Origin of the sequence: Natrinema sp. LN54 (assembly GCF_052439245.1) — an archaeon.
GTDB lineage: Archaea > Halobacteriota > Halobacteria > Halobacteriales > Natrialbaceae > Natrinema > Natrinema versiforme_A.
This window is the reverse complement of the sequence record NZ_JBQVRP010000003.1, coordinates 520,619-535,685: the sequence shown is the minus strand read 5'-3', so window position 1 is coordinate 535,685 and position 15,067 is coordinate 520,619. Positions and strand designations below refer to the sequence as shown.

At 67.1% G+C, this 15,067-nt stretch carries 17 protein-coding genes; 9 read left to right on the top strand and 8 right to left on the bottom strand.

Features of this window, described 5'->3' with window-relative positions; genetic code table 11:
* Window positions 1–63 precede the first annotated feature (63 nt).
* Entirely contained in the window at window positions 64–2,118 is a 2,055-nt protein-coding gene (locus tag ACT4ML_RS11950) for a MutS-related protein (RefSeq protein WP_444721153.1), read from the bottom strand.
* Window positions 2,119–2,285: 167 nt separating this feature from the next.
* On the bottom strand, window positions 2,286–3,119 hold the full coding sequence (locus ACT4ML_RS11945; protein ID WP_444721067.1) for an aldo/keto reductase: 834 nt from the start codon (window positions 3,117–3,119) through the stop codon (window positions 2,286–2,288).
* A gap of 323 nt (window positions 3,120–3,442) precedes the next feature.
* Between ACT4ML_RS11945 and ACT4ML_RS11940 the strand changes: the two genes are divergently transcribed.
* On the top strand, window positions 3,443–4,402 hold the full coding sequence (locus tag ACT4ML_RS11940; RefSeq protein ID WP_444721066.1) for a DUF368 domain-containing protein: 960 nt from the start codon (window positions 3,443–3,445) through the stop codon (window positions 4,400–4,402).
* An 86-nt stretch (window positions 4,403–4,488) separates the two neighbouring features.
* Window positions 4,489–4,683, top strand: coding sequence for a hypothetical protein (locus tag ACT4ML_RS11935; protein ID WP_444721065.1), 195 nt, complete (start codon window positions 4,489–4,491; stop codon window positions 4,681–4,683).
* A gap of 115 nt (window positions 4,684–4,798) precedes the next feature.
* On the opposite strand, the gene ACT4ML_RS11930 is transcribed toward ACT4ML_RS11935, so the two are convergent.
* Together ACT4ML_RS11930 and ACT4ML_RS11925 are read right to left on the bottom strand one after the other, a co-directional pair.
* Entirely contained in the window at window positions 4,799–5,104 is a 306-nt protein-coding gene (locus ACT4ML_RS11930) for a hypothetical protein (RefSeq protein WP_444721064.1), read from the bottom strand.
* A gap of 132 nt (window positions 5,105–5,236) precedes the next feature.
* Window positions 5,237–6,226 (bottom strand): aldo/keto reductase, encoded by a 990-nt coding sequence (locus ACT4ML_RS11925; protein WP_444721063.1) that lies wholly within the window; start codon window positions 6,224–6,226, stop codon window positions 5,237–5,239.
* 192 nt (window positions 6,227–6,418) lie between these two features.
* On the opposite strand from ACT4ML_RS11925, the gene ACT4ML_RS11920 reads away from it, so the two are divergent.
* Genes ACT4ML_RS11920 through ACT4ML_RS11910 form a run of 3 tightly spaced genes read left to right on the top strand, consistent with a single transcriptional unit; the run spans window position 6,419 to window position 7,894 of the window.
* Window positions 6,419–6,748 carry a DUF5789 family protein gene (locus ACT4ML_RS11920; protein ID WP_444721062.1) on the top strand — a complete coding sequence of 110 codons (330 nt, stop codon included), beginning with the start codon at window positions 6,419–6,421 and terminating at the stop codon, window positions 6,746–6,748.
* Window positions 6,749–6,777: 29 nt separating this feature from the next.
* Window positions 6,778–7,365 (top strand): YciE/YciF ferroxidase family protein, encoded by a 588-nt coding sequence (locus ACT4ML_RS11915; RefSeq protein WP_444721061.1) that lies wholly within the window; start codon window positions 6,778–6,780, stop codon window positions 7,363–7,365.
* A gap of 16 nt (window positions 7,366–7,381) precedes the next feature.
* Window positions 7,382–7,894, top strand: a complete 513-nt coding sequence (locus ACT4ML_RS11910) for a YciE/YciF ferroxidase family protein (RefSeq protein WP_138243478.1) — start codon at window positions 7,382–7,384, stop codon at window positions 7,892–7,894.
* Window positions 7,895–7,949: 55 nt separating this feature from the next.
* On the opposite strand, the gene ACT4ML_RS11905 is transcribed toward ACT4ML_RS11910, so the two are convergent.
* Window positions 7,950–8,168 carry a hypothetical protein gene (locus ACT4ML_RS11905; RefSeq protein WP_444721060.1) on the bottom strand — a complete coding sequence of 73 codons (219 nt, stop codon included), beginning with the start codon at window positions 8,166–8,168 and terminating at the stop codon, window positions 7,950–7,952.
* 260 nt (window positions 8,169–8,428) lie between these two features.
* Between ACT4ML_RS11905 and ACT4ML_RS11900 the strand changes: the two genes are divergently transcribed.
* The gene (locus ACT4ML_RS11900) at window positions 8,429–9,589 is read left to right on the top strand and encodes a glutamate-cysteine ligase family protein (protein ID WP_444721059.1); all 1,161 of its coding nucleotides are present in this window, start codon (window positions 8,429–8,431) and stop codon (window positions 9,587–9,589) included.
* On the opposite strand, the gene ACT4ML_RS11895 is transcribed toward ACT4ML_RS11900, so the two are convergent.
* On the bottom strand, window positions 9,586–10,155 hold the full coding sequence (locus ACT4ML_RS11895) for a DUF6789 family protein (RefSeq protein ID WP_138243475.1): 570 nt from the start codon (window positions 10,153–10,155) through the stop codon (window positions 9,586–9,588). The two genes, ACT4ML_RS11900 and ACT4ML_RS11895, sit on opposite strands and share 4 nt — an antisense overlap.
* Window positions 10,156–10,274: 119 nt before the next feature.
* On the opposite strand from ACT4ML_RS11895, the gene ACT4ML_RS11890 reads away from it, so the two are divergent.
* The 3 genes from ACT4ML_RS11890 (at window position 10,275) to ACT4ML_RS11880 (ending at window position 12,825) form a co-directional block, all read left to right on the top strand.
* On the top strand, window positions 10,275–11,249 hold the full coding sequence (locus tag ACT4ML_RS11890) for a Gfo/Idh/MocA family protein (protein WP_444721058.1): 975 nt from the start codon (window positions 10,275–10,277) through the stop codon (window positions 11,247–11,249).
* A 125-nt stretch (window positions 11,250–11,374) separates the two neighbouring features.
* On the top strand, window positions 11,375–12,241 hold the full coding sequence (gene larE / locus ACT4ML_RS11885) for an ATP-dependent sacrificial sulfur transferase LarE (RefSeq protein ID WP_444721057.1): 867 nt from the start codon (window positions 11,375–11,377) through the stop codon (window positions 12,239–12,241).
* Window positions 12,242–12,468: 227 nt separating this feature from the next.
* Window positions 12,469–12,825, top strand: a complete 357-nt coding sequence (locus tag ACT4ML_RS11880; protein ID WP_138243472.1) for a hypothetical protein — start codon at window positions 12,469–12,471, stop codon at window positions 12,823–12,825.
* Window positions 12,826–12,885: 60 nt separating this feature from the next.
* Here ACT4ML_RS11880 and ACT4ML_RS11875 read toward each other — a convergent pair whose 3' ends face one another.
* Both ACT4ML_RS11875 and ACT4ML_RS11870 read right to left on the bottom strand, forming a co-directional pair.
* A complete protein-coding gene (locus ACT4ML_RS11875; RefSeq protein WP_138243471.1) occupies window positions 12,886–13,176 on the bottom strand; it encodes an amphi-Trp domain-containing protein in 291 nt (96 codons plus the stop codon).
* A gap of 81 nt (window positions 13,177–13,257) precedes the next feature.
* Window positions 13,258–15,027: a nitrite/sulfite reductase gene (locus ACT4ML_RS11870; RefSeq protein ID WP_444721056.1), complete on the bottom strand. Its 1,770-nt coding sequence runs from the start codon at window positions 15,025–15,027 to the stop codon at window positions 13,258–13,260.
* Window positions 15,028–15,067 lie beyond the last annotated feature (40 nt).

Genomic DNA, 15,067 nt, shown 5'->3' with positions numbered 1-15,067 from the left:
GGCTGCTGGCGGGAATCGAGCGGAGTGGACTGGGACCCGTCGACGGGAAACGGGGGGATCGAACTAGTCGAACTTCTCGAGCAGCCGATCGTAGAAAACGGGTTCGGGTTCGCCGCCGTCCGGCGCGCCGCCGTTTGCCGCCAACCGGTCGTCTCGAGCCTCGTCGGCCAGTTTCTCGACGATCAGTTCCGGCGTCGACCGCGCGAGGTGGTCCTTGACCGGCGAACGGTTCACCTCGAGTTCCCCGTCGACCAGCCCGACGGCTTCGATCCCGTCGACGGTCACGTCGAATGCGGCCATCTCGCGGATCTCGTCGGCCAGATGGGAGACAAACACCGCCGTCGCGCCGTTCTCAGCCAGCGCCTCCAAGATCCCGGCGATGATCTTCGCCGACGCGCCGGGTTCGGTGATGCTCTCGAGTTCGTCGACCAGCACGAGCGAGCCCTCGCCGCCCTCGGCGAGGTCCGCGAACTCCCGCACGGTGGACTCGAAGGCCCCCGCGTCGAGGGTCCCCTGCGTCTTCGCGTGATAGTGCAAATCGTCGAACCGCCGCAGGCGAACGCGCTCGGCGGGCACCGGCAGTCCCATGTGCGCCAGAATCACCACGCTCGCGACCAGGTCCAGCGTGGAGGTCTTCCCGCCGCTGTTGACCCCTGACAGCAGGGCGACGCCGGAGACCTCGTAGTCGACGGGGTCGATCGCCTCGAGTGGCTCGTCGAGCAGCGGCGAGCGGCCGCCCTCTATCGCGAAGCCGACGGCATCGCCGGCGTCCCCATGCTCGCCCGACCCTACGAATTCGGGCATCGTACAGTCGTACTCCCGGGCGAATCGGGCGATCGCGAGTTCGACATCTAACTCGAGAGCGTCGCGGACGAGCTGGCGGGCTCCCTCGCGCTGGTCGGCGAGGTCGGCCGCGAGTTCGCGTTTGAGCCGGCCCGCGCGGCGCTCCTTGGCCGCCGTCAGCTCGTCGCGCAGGCGGCCGATGACATCTTCGTCGCGCTCGACCGGAAACGTCGGCTCGTCGCTGAACGCGCGACGGGCGATCTCGGCCTCGCCCTGATCGAGGTCGAGCGCGTCGACGAGGTGATCCCGGGCGGCCTCGACGGCCGCGGCGTACTCGTCCGCGAGTTCGCGGGAGAGCAGGGAGTCGACGCCCGCGCCGCGTTCGACCAGCGAGAGCAGGTCCGAGCCCTCGATCGTCACGTCCTGTTCGCGGATGGCCTCCCGCAGGTGGTCGTTGGCGACGCTCTCGGCCGCTCCGGCCGCCGCGTCGAGGTCGTCGACCGCCGTCGTCAGCCGGTCGAGTTCGTCGTCGCCCGCAACTGTACCGTCCTCGTCAAGCCGCGAGAGGCCGTCCTCGAGCGCGGCGAGATCACAGGGCGCGTCGAGGCCGGCCTCCCGGTGGACCTCGATGGCCGCCTGCAGCCGGTCCCGATTGCGCGCGAAGAAGGCGAGCGGGCGCTCCGGGACGACCTCCGCCGGCGTCTCGAGGGCGTCGGGCCGGACCTGCACGTCGCCATCGAGGGTGACGCCGGCGAAGGACTCGTCGAGAGCGATCACGGTGGCGTAGCCCCGCGCGAGTTCGGCCAGCCCCTGTGCGTCCTCGACGATCTCGACGGAGAGCTCCGGGATCGCCTCCCGGGCCTCGGAGTAGCGCTCGGCGTCGGTCGTCGCCAGACAGCGCTCGCGGACCCGCACGTCGCCCGGCTCCCGGAGGGGTTCGACCCCCTCGAGCGCCGCGAGCACGGCCGGCTCCGGCTCGCGCTCGAGCGCGTCGGCCGCGAACGACTGCACCTCCTCGATGCGCGAGCGCCGGGGGCTCGGATAGATCGTCTCGAGTCGCTGGGCCGCGTAGTCGGTCACGGTGCGCTCCTCGAGCCGGCCGAGGAGTTCGCGGTAGACCTCGCGGGCGCGGTCGGTCGCGAGGAAGCCGCCGGGATCGTCGTGCTCGAGCCGGATCGCGCCGCGCGCGATGCGGGCCGCCCGGCCCTGCGAGATTCCCGGCGCGGTCGCGATCGCCTCCACGTCGCCCGCCCGCAGCGCGCGCTCGGGATCGTCGAGTGCGGACAGCGCTCGGGCCGTCTTTTCGCCGACGCCCGGAATCGACTCGAGGTCCATGTTCTCGACCGGCGTATCAAACCGGAGCGAGAAAAAGTTCCCGCCCGGAGCGCCCGTTCGTGGTATCACGGAGCACGCGCCTCGAGCCGCTCGCGCGGAATCGAAACCGGTGCGTAAGCGGCGAATCGCTGTCGAAATAGAGGGATTAGTGGCGACGATCCCCACCGTCAGGACCGAATGCCGTAGGTGTCGTCGTCGAGGTCGATCATGTAGACGTTGTCCATCCGATCGATGTCGTCGATGCGGGCGACATCGTCGGCGTCGAGTTCCCACCCGAAGAGATCGATGTTCTGCCGGAGATGCGATTCCGAGGTCGACTTCGGCAACACGACGACGTCCTTCTGGAGCGCCCACTTCAGGGCGACCTGTGCCGGCGTCTTCTCGTAGGCCTCGGCGACGTCGTTCAACACCGGATCGTCGAAGAGTTCGGTTCTGGCCAGCGGCGCGGCCGCCTCGACGACGATGTCGTGTTCGCGGCAGTACTCGAGCAGTTCCTCGCGGTAGTACCACGGGTGGAGCTCGATCTGATTGACCGCGATCGGCACGTCGGCCACCTTCCGGGCGAACATGAGCTGGTACTTGCTGAAGTTGCTGACGCCGACGTTTCGAATCAGCCCCTCCTCGTGAGCGCGCTCGAGCGCGTCGAACGTCTCCCGTAGCGAGATCGCGGGGTTCGGCCAGTGGATGAGATACAGGTCCAGCGCGGAGACGCCGAGTTTATCGAGCGACGCCTCCAGCGACTCGAGGACGTTGTCGTAATGCAGGTTCGATGGGAGCACCTTCGAGGTGAGAAAGAGGTCCTCGCGGTCGTGCTCGGAGAGGACCTCACCGATCTCGGCCTCGTTCTTGTATCCCTCCGCCGTGTCGACGTGAGTATAGCCGCGGTCCAGCGCGGTTCGGACCGTCTCTTTCACGGCGTCGCCGCCGACGTCCCACGTGCCGGCACCGACGACCGGGATCTCGTCACCGCTCGGGAGCGATCGCGTTGGCACTGTGTCCATAGAAACCACGTACACGTTTTCTATCAGCGTGGAAAACGATTCCGAACCCGGTAATATCGGGACTTCACCGCCTGTACGGTTGCTGTGTCGATCGGCGCTCGTCCAGTACCCCGCGTTTTTCGACGAGACTGGCAGAAATAGGCCGGTAACGACGGTCACGTGCGGAGATGGCACGCGCTGACGCGGTTGTCGCACTTTTATACGGCCGCACGTCGCCCCATCGAGCATGCAGCCGACACGGCGGCCCGATCGCTCGGGCTCGAGACGACGAGTTCGGACGCGAGCGAGCCGACAGTCGAGCCGAAACCCGCGGGAACTGATACATGGCGCATGAGCGAACCGACGTCGTCGGCGACCGCATCGAACTGCTCCGGGCCTACGGCTACGGGCTCTGTATGGGTGCAGCGGACGCGCTGCCCGGCGTCTCCGGCGGGACCGTCGCGCTCCTGCTTGGTTTCTACGGGCGGCTGATCGCCGCCGTCACCGCACTCACGCCTCGTCGGGGGATCGCCGTCCTCCGGGGGTATCATCCCGAGAACCGGTCGCGGGCCCGGGAAGCGCTGCTCGAGATGGACCTCCAGTTTCTGGTGCCGCTGGGGGTCGGAATGGTCACCGCGGTCGTCCTCATCGCCGATATCGTCTCGTCGCTCGCGGAGTCCCATCCGGTGGCGATATTCGGCTTCTTCACCGGGCTGATCGCCGCCTCGGCGATCGCGCTCGGCCGGAGCCTCGAGTTCTCCTCACCGGCACACCTCAGCGCTGCAGCGGCGGGCGCGACGCTCGCACTGCTAGTCGCCGCCGACATCGTCCAACTGCCCGGCGGCGGGCCGGTCGTGATCTTCGTCGCCGGCGCGATCGCGATCAGCGCGATGATCCTGCCGGGTATTTCGGGGTCGTTGATCCTGATCCTGCTCGGGCAGTACGTCTTCCTCTCGAGCGAATTGAGCGCGTTCGTCCGCGCCGGTGCGGACCTGCTCGGCGGCGGTTCGCTCGCGGCGGTCACCGACCCGGGGACGACCGTGGCGCTGTTCGTCGCCGGCGGCGTCATCGGCCTCGTCACTATCGCCCGCGTCGTGCGCGCCGCGCTGGCCCGCCACCGCGGCGTGACCCTCGTCTTCCTGGTGAGTCTGATCGCCGGTTCGGTCCCGGCTCCGCTGCACAACATCGGCGAGACGCACGCGTGGACGACGGAAACGATGGCGATGACGGCCGCGTGGGCCGCACTCGGGGCGATCGTCCTGTTCGCGCTCGAGCACCTCGTCGGCGGGTTCGATCCGGAGTAACCGGGCCGGGATCCCGACTCTGCGGATAGAATAGCACTTGCAACCGCCGGGACCGGCGCTATTTCGTCGTCGCGCCTAGAACGGGTATGCCAGTCACGGCTCTCCTCGGGAGAAACCCGACGCGATCACCGCCGATCCGCGCGGTCGTGGCGGCGGCGAAGCGGGAGTTCGACCGCGGCAACTGGGGCCGCGGATGCGTGCTGCTCGGCCTCGTCGTCCTCGCGCGACTGGGGAGATTCATCGATCCGACGGCACGACGAGTTTCCGACGCGGCGCGGTAATCCACCGCCGATCGCGACCGACGCTGCTCAGTCGCCGAAGTCGGCGTCCTCGAAGTGTTCGTTCGCGAGGTCGTCGACCATGTCCTCGATATTTTCCGCCTTCTCGTCGTCGAGGTCATCGACCGCACCGACGCCGTGACCGCCGCTTTTCGCCGTCTGCAGGGCGTTCTTGTTGAGGTTCCCCGTCGGGATCGACGACCGGGAGTTTCAGATCCGTGAAGTTCTCCGGCGGAAAGCCCGACGCCGAGAGGATGAAGTGGTCCGACACCTCGCTCAGATCGTCGGTCTGGCGAGACTCTGACGAGTCTCGCTGACCATCCGAGCTCCGCTCGGAGATATCGAAGTCCTCGAGTCGCGGTTCGTCCCACTCACCGGTCGTCGTGTCCGAAACGTCGGGTTCGTGTAGCTCGTAGTCGGTCATGCGCGACGGGACGCCGCGCCGGAAAATCGGCGTGGTCCTTGCGTACTCACGGCCTCGAGTCGAACTCGAAGGCTCGCCGCGAAGCGTCTCAGCCGAGCAACGCAGCGGCCGTCTCAGTGGCTGCTACCGGCGCTACCAGCGGTGGTGGACGTGTTCGAACACGTACTCCTCGTAGACGTCTCGGACCGCGCCGTGGACCCGATTCGATAGCGGCGACAGCTCCGAGGCGGCGGCGTTGCTCCGGACGTGGTCCGGCGAGGTCGTGCCCGGAATCACGGTCGAGACCGCCTCGTGGTCGAGGATCCACCGGAGGGTGAGTTCGGCCAGCGACAGGTCCTCGGGAACGTGGGGCTCGAGCGCCTCGACGGCGTCGTGGCCTGTTTCGTAGGGGACGCCGGCGAAGGTCTCGCCGACGTCGAAGGCCTCGCCCTCGCGGTTGAAGTTCCGGTGGTCGTCCTCGGCGAACTCCTGGTCGCGCTCGAGCGCGCCGGTCAACAGCCCCGAGGCGTACGGTACCCGGACGATCACGCCGATATCGTTCCGTTTCGCCTGCTCGAAGAACAGCTCGTTCGGGCGCTGGCGGAACGGGTTGAAGATGATCTGGACGGTCTCGACGACATCGTACTCGATGGCCTTGAGCCCTTCTTCGACCTTCTCGACGCTGACGCCCGCGTGGGCGATCTTCCCCTCGGCTTTCAGTCGCTCGAGCGCGTCGAACGTCGACGGCTGGTAGTACGCCTCGGTCGGCGGACAGTGCAACTGGAGGAGATCCAGCGTCTCCTCGCCGAGGTTCTCGCGGCTCCGGTCGACGAACGAGGAGAGGCGGTCGTAGTCGTAGCGATCGGCCTCGTGTGGCTCGAGCCGACGGCCGGCCTTCGTCGCGACGAACACGTCGTCGTGAGCCCCGCGCTCGTCGAGGACGTGCCCGATGTGGCGTTCGCTGCGGCCGTCGCCGTAGACATCTGCGGTATCGATGAAGTCGATGTCCGCGTCGATCGCGGCGCGGACGACGTCGCGACCGGTTTCGTCGTCGACATCGCCCCAGTCGCCGCCGATGTTCCACGTCCCGAGGCCGACCTCGGAGATGTCGTTGCCAATCGAACCGAGTCGTCGATAGTTCATGTGCGACCGTTCGCACGGATCGGCCTATGGCTTGGCCTGCCGGCAACCCGTTCCACGGCCTCGATCGAGCAGTGACCGTGAATTACTGAAGTGCTGAGATACGGCCGTAGAGGTGCCAGAAAGACGATTTAATCGTCCTGTCGTCGCCTGCAGGCTGTGGTACTTTCCCGCCCATCGGGATAGGTCCACCCGATGAACCACATCGACGAGACCACGGACGAGATCCGGTCGCTGGACGTCGGCGCTATCAACGAACTGTTCGGGGACGCGACGTTCCCGATGACCACCGACGAGGTGCTCGCGGAGTTCGACGATGTCGAAATCACGTACCCGCGGCGGTCGGATTCCCTCGAGACGATCCTCGAGACGTCGGGCCACGAGACCTACGGGACGCGGGACGAACTCGAGTTGGCGATCATGAACGGCGTCGGGCGGGACGCCGTGGGGCGGCCGCGGTACAGCGACCGCGGCGACAGCCCTCACAACACCGACGAGCACATGCGAAATCAGCAGTCGTTCTGAACGGCCGATTCGCGACCGAGACACGAGCCATGAGCACGACATCGACCACACCGCGCGACGCGCTCGCGACCGAGTTGGAACGACTGTACTACATCGAACGGGAGCTCTGTGACGAACTCGAGACGCTGGCGGGCGACGTCTCGATCGACGCGGTAGCCGACACCCGCGCGACGGAGTGTCGAGAGCGGCTGTGGGAAGCGGTCGACGAGCACTGCTACGAGACCCAGCGACACTGCGAGCGGATCGAGCGGGCCTTCGACGCGCTCGGCGAGGAGCCCGACACGCGACGCGCCCCGGAGTTCGACGGCCTGATCGCCGACAAGGAGGCGTTCAACAACGTCGTCCTGAACGACGAGCTCCGGCCGTTGTACTACCTCGAGACCGCGCTGAAACTCGAGGCCCTCGAGTGTACGGCCTACGAGACCGCGATGGCGCTCGCGAGCGCCATCGAAGGTGAGGACGCCGACGCCGTCGTCGACGCGCTCCGACCGAACTACGACGACGAACGGGCGATGCGGGCCGATCTCGAGTCGCTGTCGGACGGCGACGCCCTCGAGACGCTACTCGCGGCGAGCCCGGTCGACGACGCCAGTCGCGGGTCCCTCGATCGACGATGACCGCCCCGATCAGACCATGAATATCGAAACCCTCGAGGACGTGTTCGGATATCAGCTACAGCGCGCATACTACGTCGAACGCGCCCACGTCGAACTGCTCGCCGAGATGGCGACCGACGCCGCGAACGACGACCTCGCGGCGCAGTTCGAGACCCACCGCGACGAGACCGAGCGACACGTCGAGCGACTCGAGCGCGTCTTCGAGGCGCTCGGCCGGCGGCCGCGAGCGAGTCGGTCGCAGACGGCCGACGGCCTCGCCGAATCGCGCCGGACTCGCTTCGATGGAGCCGACGGCGAGTCGCCGCCGACGTACGTCGATCTCGAGATCGGTCTCGCGGCGGAGCGCCTCGAGGTCCGGTCCTACGAGGGACTGCTCAGGCTGGCGGGGCGGCTCGCCTACGCGGACGATATCGTCGAACCGCTCGAGGAGACCCTCGAGGAAGAACGGGCGACCCGCCGGCGACTCGAGGCCCTCGAGACGGAGATATCGATCGTCGACTCGCTGGAAACGGGGCGCACGGAGCAGTAGCGAAGAGCGCGGTCGACGTGCGGAAATCGCCCTACGACCCGCGGGAGGGCAGCGGTCACTCGTCGGTCGGCTGGTGGAGCCCGAAGACACACTCCAAACCGAACATGACGAAAGCCATCGTAAGCGCCCGGACGAGGAGGAGTTCCCCCGTCATGAGACCGACCACGAGAACGCCGGTACCGGCCGACGCCCCCAAGAAGGCCGCGTACGACCGTTGAGAGAGTCCCCGCAACCACGTATCGCTGCGGTCGTAGAGACGTTTCACGGGACTCATTTCCTCCCGATACGGTTCGTCCCGGCAAATATGTTTCGGGACCGACACGTTCCGGCTGAATTGATCGGCTCCGTTGGGACCGCAACGGGAGAAATACGGCAGGCGGCTGCAGGCACGGCCGCTTCGGGAAAACGCGTCGATCATCGAGACACCGAAATACGGAACTCGAGCCGCCGACCGACCCGAATCGCGTCTTCTGTGGAAGCGAAATCGACTGCCCTGCATCGCCCGATTGGCCGCCCGACGGAAATCGCCCGACAATGAAAACGAGCATCGAAGTCGAGTACTGGGTCGTCGATAGCGACGGCACCCTCACCGAACCGGGGCCGCTCGCGGACGTATCGGACCGAACCGAACGGGAGTTCGTCGAGCCGCTGTTCGAGCTGAAGACGCCGCCCTGCGAGTCGGTGTCGGAGCTCCGAACGGCGCTCGTCGAGGAACTCGAGGCCGTCCTCTCGAGGGCGGCGGAGGTGGACAAACGCCTCGTTCCGCTCGGCACGCCGATCAACGGCGACGGCATCGACCGTCGCCCCGGCGAGCGGGGCCGCATCCAGAAGGCGGTGATCGGCGACGACTTCGATCACGCGAAGTACTGCGCCGGCACGCACATCCACGTCGAGAAGCGGAACGTGACCGACCAGCTCAACGCGCTCATCGCGCTCGATCCGGCGCTCGCGCTGGTCAACTCCTCGCCGTACTACGGCGGCGAGCGGATCGCCAACGGAGCCCGCGCCCACTGTTACCGCAAACAGAGCTACGAGTCGTACCCGAAACACGGCCAGCTCTGGCGCTACGTCGAGAACGTCGGCGAGTGGCACCGCCGGCTCGAGCACCGCTACGAGGAGTTCAGAGACGCGGCCCTCGAGGCGGGCGTCGACGCGGACGCGGTCGAGGCACACTTCTCGCCCGACGACGTGGTCTGGACGCCCGTGCGGCTGCGCGATTCGATGCCGACCGTCGAGTGGCGCTCGCCCGACGCCGCCCTGCCGAGCCAGCTACTCCGGCTGGCCGACGAACTCGAGACGGTCATGGAACGGCTCCACCACACCAACGTTCGGATCGACGGTGCCGGTGCGGGCGACGGCGACCGCGATGGGGGACGGCGAGGGAAGGGCGGTGCGCTCACTAGTATCGAGGACGAGCCGACCCCTCGCCCCGGCCACGTCACCGGCGAGGAAATCGCCCTCCCCGCGTTCGAAACCGTCCGTGACCTCGTCGGATCGGCGATCCACGACGGCCTCGAGTCGGCGGCCGTCGCGGGCTACCTCGAGCGGATGGGCTTTACCGTCGGCGACTACCACCCCATCGCGATGCGGATCGACGGCCGACAGTACGTGACGAAAGCCGACGCCCGCGAACTGCGACTCGAGTACGCGAGCCGGCTCGAAGCGGACGTCGCGGAACTGAGCGAGGAGGGTTAGTTGCCGTCGTCGTACTCGTACTCCCGTTCGGGATCCTCGACGCCCTCGGTCCGGGAGCCGATCCACGCGCCGAGCGAGAGTCCGTAGACGAGATGTCCGGCGTGAAAGAGCGCGAGTTCGTCCGCCTCGAGGCGGATGTCGAGCAGTTCTTTCAGCATGAACTGCGCACCGAAGGCCGACAGGACCATCCCGTAGATCGAACCCCAGACGAGCCCGCGCTGTTCGGGTTCGATCTCCCGTCCGGCGTCGTACAGGGAGAACAACGCGCCGAAGACCACGCCCGAACTGATCCCGTAGACGAGGTGCAGAGCGAGGCCGGCGACGGGGTGGTCGTCGGGGTCGCCGTCGGCGACGTACTGCGACCAGAAGTTCGCCGACGGCGGCAGTGATCTGAGGATCGGCAGGCGAAAGGCGGTCATGATGAGCGTCGCGACGAAGCCGGCCTGCACCCCGCGAGCCACGGCGTCGGCGACGTGTTCTTCGCGCTGGTGGTCGTCGGCCTCGCTCGGCTGCCCCTCGGTGTCGGCGATCGAGCGCAGCCGTTGGAGTTGGTCTGATACAGCCATAGTGATCCGGATGACGCTCCTACCACGGACGGCTCCTTAACCGTCCGGCGCGCTGTTTACTGGTCCCGCCTCGCGGACGACTGCTTGAATATTTATACGAGTTCGCGAAACACACCGACATGGATTTCGGCGTTCTCAGTACGGCCGGTATCGCACAGAAAGCGTTCCTCCCGGGAATCGCGGCCAGCGACCACGACGTGACGGCCATCGCGTCCCGCGACGAGGCCGACGCGCGCGCCGTCGCGGCGGAGTACGGGATCGAGGAGACCTACGGCGACTACGGCGACCTCATCGCGAACGCCGATGTCGACGCGCTCTACGTCCCGCTACCGAACTCGCTCCACGCGGAGTGGACGAAACGCGGGGCCGACGCGGGACTCGACGTCCTCTGTGAGAAGCCGCTGGCGGTCGACGCCGCGGAGGCGCGCGAGGTCGTCGACTACTGCCAAGAGCAAGGCGTGACCCTGATGGAGGCGTTCATGTACCAGTACCACCCGCGGACCGAGCGCGCGTTCGCGCTGGCCCGCGACGAACTCGAGGACGTGCGCTCGGTGACGGCGACGTTCAAGTACCGGCTCGACCGGACCGAGGACATCCGCCTCTCGCCCGAACTGGCCGGCGGGAGCCTGATGGACGTCGGCTGTTACGCCGTCTCGGTGGTTCGGCAAGCCCTCGGCGAACCCGAGCGGGCGTATGCGACCGCGGCCGACACCCGCGACGCCGGCGTCGACACGGAACTGACCGGCGTCCTCGAGTACGCGGACGGCGTGACCGGCCGGGTCTCGTCGGGCTTCGACACGGAAGGCGTCCAGCGCTACCGCATCGAGGCGACCAACGGCTGGGTCGAAGTCCAGGACGCGTTCGACATCCCCGAAGGGGAACTGTCGCTCGAGTACCGGATCGACGGCCGTCACGGCGTCGAGACGTTCGCGCCGGCCGACCAGTTCCGCCTCGAGATCGAGCACTTCGCCGACTGCGTCGCCGCCGGCCGCACGCCGCGGACGGACGGCGACGAAGCGATCGCGAACATGCGAGTCCTCGACGCGCTGTCGGAGAGCGCCGCGGAGGGGCGAGTCGTTGACCTCGATAGCTGAGCGCCCGCGCCGCGTGAGCGGTCGTCCGCCGAGTCGTCGAGCCGTCGAGGAGTCGTGCTCGACCCGTCGAAACACCGCACGACCGACGCAACGTCCTTTTGCCCGTCCGGTTCGAACCTCGAGCCATGACAACGGTCGAGGCGAAACTCGAGGCCGCCCGCGAGGACCTCGCGGCTCGCGACGGGGTCGTCGTCGCCTTCTCCGGCGGGGTCGACTCGAGCGCCGTGGCCGCGATCGCCCACGACGCGCTCGGCGAGGACGCGGTCGCCTGTACCGCGAAGAGCGAGACCCTGCCCGAGGCCGAACTCGAGGACGCCCGACGAGTCGCCGACGAGATCGGTATCCGCCACGAGGTCGTCTCCTTCTCCGAACTCGAGAGCGACGACTTCGTCGAGAACGACGACGATCGCTGCTATCACTGCCGGACGATGCGACTCGGCGAGATGCTCGAGACCGCCCGCGAACTCGGCGTCGGAACCGTTTGCGACGGGACGAACGCCGACGACCCGGGCGCGGGGCACCGACCCGGGCTGCAGGCGGTCGAGGAACTCGACGTTCACTCGCCGCTGCTGGCCCACGACATCACGAAGGACGAAGTGCGGGCGATCGCCGACCACTATGACCTCTCGGTCGCCGAGAAACCCTCGATGGCCTGTCTCTCCTCGCGGATCCCGACCGGGCTCGAGGTCACCGAAGACCGACTCACGCGGATCGAGCGGGCCGAAGCGCTGTTGCGACAGTGGGGATTCGAGCAGTTCCGGGTGCGCGACCACGACGGCCTCGCCCGCATCGAGGTCGCGCCCGACGAACTCGAGCGGGCGCTGGAACTCGAGTTCGTCGAGACGGTCCGAGCCGAACTCTCGAACCTGGGATTCGATCACGTCACGCTGGATCTCCACGGCTACCGCACGGGCAGTGTCAGCCCCGAGACCGAATCCGAGGAGCCGGTCGTCGAGGACGTCTTCGCGACGGAGTCCTCGAGCGACGATTGAGCGACGGACGAACGCGGTAGCCGGGGTCGAACGCGGACGGGAGTCGACCGCCGCGACAAGCGTAGATTCGACGGTCATCCGAATTACATGGCTGTTAGAAGACAAATATTCAGAATATAACCACTATTTACGCGGAGAACCCACCAATGGTGAAGTATCTGGACTATCGGTCGATAATATTGCTCGTTGCGATACGAACGTAGCACTCGGGTTGGTATCAGTGATCGATGGAAGCCGACGTGCCGCTCGAGTGGAACACGGAAGAGTGTCGGACCTATACCCCGGCCGACACGGACCGGGAAATGCAGTATCGGACGTACCTCCACGAATCAGGCGATCTGCGGCTGAAGGTCGCGCCCGCCTCGCTCGACGGCGAGGACCACCCCGGCTACGCGCTGACGGCGACGAGCTACCCGGGGCTCGACCTCTCGGAAACGATACGGGTCAGAACCGTCCTGACGTTCGAACGGTGCGAGCGGACCGCCCGCGAATTCATGGACCTGTTCTCCGCCAGCTACGACGGCCCGGGCTCGCTCGAGGACGCGCTGGACTACGCCTACGAGCGGACGCGCGAGCACCGCTAACGGCGGCTGGAGCCGATTTCTCGTCGATCGGATACCTCGCAACGACGGCCGGAGAGTCCCTCACTCGATTTCTAACGCTCCGTCGCTACTCTCGTCCTCGCCCTCCTCGACCTCGTCCCACTCGAGTTCGAACTCGACGCTCAATTCGCCGGGGCCGTCGGCCGGCCCCTCGCGTTCGGCTTTGACCTCGAATGTCGGCCGGGCGGGCGGCTCGAGAGTCACGGACTCGGAACCGGCTGTAAGCGTGATCGCCTCGCCGGCGTCTAAGTTGTCCGCGACGCGGCGGAGCAGTGACGCGATTTCCGCTCGGTCCCGGTCGCTCTCGGACTCGAAGAGTACGTCTTCGGGCATACGAGACCGTACGGTCCGGAAGCTGATAAATACGCGCTCGAGAAATCGAGTCGTCTCGCCTCGGGGCGGACCGAAACCGCGTCAGTCGTCGGACGGTGCCGCGGACTCCTCGCCGGTGGCGGCCGCCGCGGACTCGCTCTCGGCGAAGGGGTACCACGACTGCTTGGCGTCGGCCATGTACGGCGCCTCGAAGTCCGTCTCCTCGGGCTCGCAGAACTCCACGAGCTGTTCCTCGGCCGTCGCCTCGACCCACTGACGGAACGTCTGGCCGTCCTCGCGGTGGGCCGCGTAGGCCTCGAGCAGGTTCCGGATCGCGCCCGGCGCTTCGTCGGCGGGCACGCGCTGTTGGACCCAGTCGATGAAAGAGGGGTCCTCGCCGACGCCGCCGCCGACGCCGATGTCGAAGGCCTCGACCATCTCGCCGTTCTTGCGGGCGCGCATCCCCTGCAGGCCGATATCGGCGGTCATCGCCTGCCCGCAGTCGGCCGTACAGCCGGAGTAGTGCATCTTGATCTTGCCCACGTCGTCGGGCAGTTCGACGTTCTTGTTGAACCAGCGCAGCATGCGAGCCATCCGACCCTTCGTCTCGGTCAGCGCGATCGAGCAGAATTCCGTGCCGGTACAGGCCATCGCGCCGCGTTCGAACGGACTCGGTTCGGCGGGGTACTCCTCGAGGATCGGTTCCGCGAGCAGCCCCTCGAGGTCCTCGTCGGCGACGTCGACGATGACGGGGTTCTGGCGGCGGGTCAAGCGGACCTCGCCGGAGCCGTACTCGTCGGCAAGATCGGCGAGTTCGATGGCGTCCTCGGCCGGCAGGCGGCCGACGGGAACGCTCAGGCCGACGTAGTTCTGGCCGTCCTTCTGATCGCCGACGCCGACGTGGTCGTGCTGGCCCGCTTCGACGGGGCGGCCGGCGTTGTAGGTGTACTCCTCGCGGAAGTCCTCACCCTCGGTGTGCATCTCGAAGTCGACGTATTCGTCCTGGAGCGTCTCGCGGATTTTTTCCATGCCCCAGTCCTCGGCGAAGAACCGGGCGCGGTTCTTCGAACGGTTCTGGCGGTTGCCGTAGTCGTGGTAGAGTTCGACGAAGCCGCGGCCGACCTCGTAGGCGTTCTCGGGGCGAACGAAGACGTCGAGCGGCGTCGCGGCGCGGGGCTGGCGGCCGCCGAGCCCGCCGCCGATACAGACGTTGAACCCGCGGACTTCCTCGCCGTCGATCTCCTTGGTCGCCGGCTCGAACCCGATGTCGTTGAGCGAGTCCTGTGCGCAGCCGACCGTACAGCCCGACGCGCTGATGTTGAACTTCCGGGGCATGTTCGCGAGCGCGTCGTCCTTGCGCAGGTCCTCCTCGAAGCGCTCGAGCAGCGGGCCGGCCTCGACGAACTCCTCGGCCTTCCCGTGGAGCGGACAGCCCGAGATGTTGCGCATCGTGTCCCCGCCCGCCGAGCGGGAGTGGACGCCGGCGGCCTCGAGTTTCTCCCAGATCGCCGGAACGTCCTCGAGTTTGAGCCAGTGAAGCTGGACCGATTGACGGGTGGTCAGGTCGATCCACCCGTTGCCGAACTCGGGGTTTTCGACGGGCCCTTTCGCGTACTCGCGGGCGACCTCGCCGATCGTCCGCAGTTGGTCGGGCTCTAAGATGCCGCTGGCGTTGGTCAGCCGCATCATGAAGTACGATTCCTGCCCGGAGCGCTGGTGGAACAGCCCCCAGAACTTGAACCGGGTGAACCACTTCTCGTGTTCGTCCTCCGGAATCGCCTCGTAGCCGCCGTTGTCCGCGAACTCGAGGATGTGTTCGCGGACCTCGTCGCCGTAACAGCCCTCCTTGAGTTCCTCTTTCTTATGCGCCATCGGCGCTCACCTCACTGACCGAACGATCGGCCTCGAATCC

Coding starts and splice junctions, on each gene's coding strand:
- ACT4ML_RS11895 (WP_138243475.1), bottom strand. CDS start 10,155: ATGGCTGTATCAGACCAACTCCAACGGCTGCGCTCGATCGCCGACACC.
- ACT4ML_RS11950 (WP_444721153.1), bottom strand. CDS start 2,118: ATGGACCTCGAGTCGATTCCGGGCGTCGGCGAAAAGACGGCCCGAGCG.
- ACT4ML_RS11920 (WP_444721062.1), top strand. CDS start 6,419: ATGAACCACATCGACGAGACCACGGACGAGATCCGGTCGCTGGACGTC.
- ACT4ML_RS11900 (WP_444721059.1), top strand. CDS start 8,429: ATGAAAACGAGCATCGAAGTCGAGTACTGGGTCGTCGATAGCGACGGC.
- ACT4ML_RS11925 (WP_444721063.1), bottom strand. CDS start 6,226: ATGAACTATCGACGACTCGGTTCGATTGGCAACGACATCTCCGAGGTC.
- ACT4ML_RS11945 (WP_444721067.1), bottom strand. CDS start 3,119: ATGGACACAGTGCCAACGCGATCGCTCCCGAGCGGTGACGAGATCCCG.
- ACT4ML_RS11915 (WP_444721061.1), top strand. CDS start 6,778: ATGAGCACGACATCGACCACACCGCGCGACGCGCTCGCGACCGAGTTG.
- ACT4ML_RS11940 (WP_444721066.1), top strand. CDS start 3,443: ATGGCGCATGAGCGAACCGACGTCGTCGGCGACCGCATCGAACTGCTC.
- ACT4ML_RS11930 (WP_444721064.1), bottom strand. CDS start 5,104: ATGACCGACTACGAGCTACACGAACCCGACGTTTCGGACACGACGACC.
- ACT4ML_RS11905 (WP_444721060.1), bottom strand. CDS start 8,168: ATGAGTCCCGTGAAACGTCTCTACGACCGCAGCGATACGTGGTTGCGG.
- ACT4ML_RS11880 (WP_138243472.1), top strand. CDS start 12,469: ATGGAAGCCGACGTGCCGCTCGAGTGGAACACGGAAGAGTGTCGGACC.
- ACT4ML_RS11875 (WP_138243471.1), bottom strand. CDS start 13,176: ATGCCCGAAGACGTACTCTTCGAGTCCGAGAGCGACCGGGACCGAGCG.
- ACT4ML_RS11935 (WP_444721065.1), top strand. CDS start 4,489: ATGCCAGTCACGGCTCTCCTCGGGAGAAACCCGACGCGATCACCGCCG.
- ACT4ML_RS11910 (WP_138243478.1), top strand. CDS start 7,382: ATGAATATCGAAACCCTCGAGGACGTGTTCGGATATCAGCTACAGCGC.
- larE (WP_444721057.1), top strand. CDS start 11,375: ATGACAACGGTCGAGGCGAAACTCGAGGCCGCCCGCGAGGACCTCGCG.
- ACT4ML_RS11870 (WP_444721056.1), bottom strand. CDS start 15,027: ATGGCGCATAAGAAAGAGGAACTCAAGGAGGGCTGTTACGGCGACGAG.
- ACT4ML_RS11890 (WP_444721058.1), top strand. CDS start 10,275: ATGGATTTCGGCGTTCTCAGTACGGCCGGTATCGCACAGAAAGCGTTC.